The sequence below is a fragment of the Peptoclostridium litorale DSM 5388 genome (assembly GCF_900141635.1).
GTDB lineage: Bacteria > Bacillota > Clostridia > Peptostreptococcales > Peptostreptococcaceae > Peptoclostridium > Peptoclostridium litorale.
The window spans coordinates 1-1,598 of record NZ_FSRH01000035.1; the positions used below are offsets into that span (position 1 = coordinate 1).

At 32.2% G+C, this 1,598-nt stretch carries 1 protein-coding gene; it reads left to right on the plus strand.

Annotated features, from left to right (window positions below; all coding sequences use genetic code 11):
* Positions 1 to 235: 235 nt before the first annotated feature.
* Positions 236 to 1,042 carry an MBL fold metallo-hydrolase gene (locus BUQ87_RS14875; protein WP_038263317.1) on the plus strand — a complete coding sequence of 269 codons (807 nt, stop codon included), beginning with the start codon at positions 236 to 238 and terminating at the stop codon, positions 1,040 to 1,042.
* Positions 1,043 to 1,598: the final 556 nt, after the last annotated feature.

Consider the following 1,598-nt stretch of genomic DNA (forward strand, 5'->3'; position numbering starts at 1 on the left):
TAGCGCCGAAGGTACTCGGACCGGAAGGTCCCGGGAGAATAGGACGTGGCTGCGTGATAGACCTCCGATATTTCGGAGGTTTTTTTGCGTTTTTGAAAGACTGTTTAACATCTTGCTCTTTGCAAAGCTACGGAAGAATGTACAGATTCATACCACGCACATGTCTTTTGTAAAATAAAATTACAATTGTAATATATTGCAAAGCTTATTCATGTTAAAAAAAGGAGGTAATAAGGTGAAACTAAAAGTTTTGGTAGATAATAATACATATATTGACCAATATTACTGTGGCGAACCTGCTGTTTCGTATTATATTGAAGACGAGGATATCAGCTTACTATTGGATGTAGGATATTCTAATTTATTTCTAAGAAACTCAATTGCATTAGGTGTAGATTTGGAAAATATAAGCACTATTGTTATTTCACATGGTCATGACGACCATACAAGAGGATTAAAATATTACTTTGAACAAAATCATAAAAATAATATTTCTATTATTGCTCATCCAGATGCATTTAAAGAAAAAATAATAGACAATTTTAAAATTGGTTCTCCTATTTTAGAAGAAGAACTAAAAGGAAAATGCAATCTAATTCTTTCGAAAGAACCTATTAAAGTTAGCAAACATATAACTTTTTTAGGGGAAATACCTCAAATAAACGACTTTGAAAATAGAAAGCCTATTGGCAAACAAATTATTTATGAAACTTCAGTTGATGATTATGTAATAGATGATACAGCCCTTGTATATAAAAGTGAAAATGGTATTTATATTATTACCGGATGTTCTCATAGTGGGATATGTAATATAATAGAATATGCAAAAAAAGTATGTAAAGACAATAGAGTATTAGGAGTTATAGGGGGATTTCATTTATTTGAAGTAACTGAAGAGGTTAATAAAACTATTGATTATCTAAAACAGAACAATTTAAAGGAATTATATCCTTGCCATTGTACTTCATTTGCTGTTAGAGCAGAAATGTATAAAGCTTTGCCTGTTAAAGAAGTTGGAGTAGGTTTAGAAATAAACTGGTAAAAGTATAGAAAATAAACCTATGTTATAGTAATGCATAATATTCTTAAAAGACGAGCTAAGAAACTGAAAGAAGACTATATTGAAAAATTATTGTAAAAGCACTATATTGAAATAGAGTATGAAAACTTTATGAAACTTGAAGTGTCAAAAGCTTTTTACAAGAGACTGTTTAAGGGCGAATATCACGGGTATATAAACACATACGGCGCTTAAATTAGGAGTTTTTCATTAAAAAAACTATTTTGTCACAAAAAGTGTTGACCTTTGGCAATAAAGCTGGTATAGTATTACTTGTCGCTGAAACAGGGCGGCAAACACCAAGTCCTAGCGGCCTGGTTTCAAGGCTTCCAGAAAAAAGAAATTTGGCAGTATGTTACAACCAATCGAACTCTGCGAGCTCTCTTGGGTAACACTTGCATGAGACGTACATCTATTTATTTCATAAATAGTGTTACGGCTTCAAAAAGTTCTTGACTTGGACCTTGAGAGATGATAAGATAAACGAGTCGCAAAAAGGCGGCGAACATTGAACCTTGAAAACTAAACAGCAAACCAT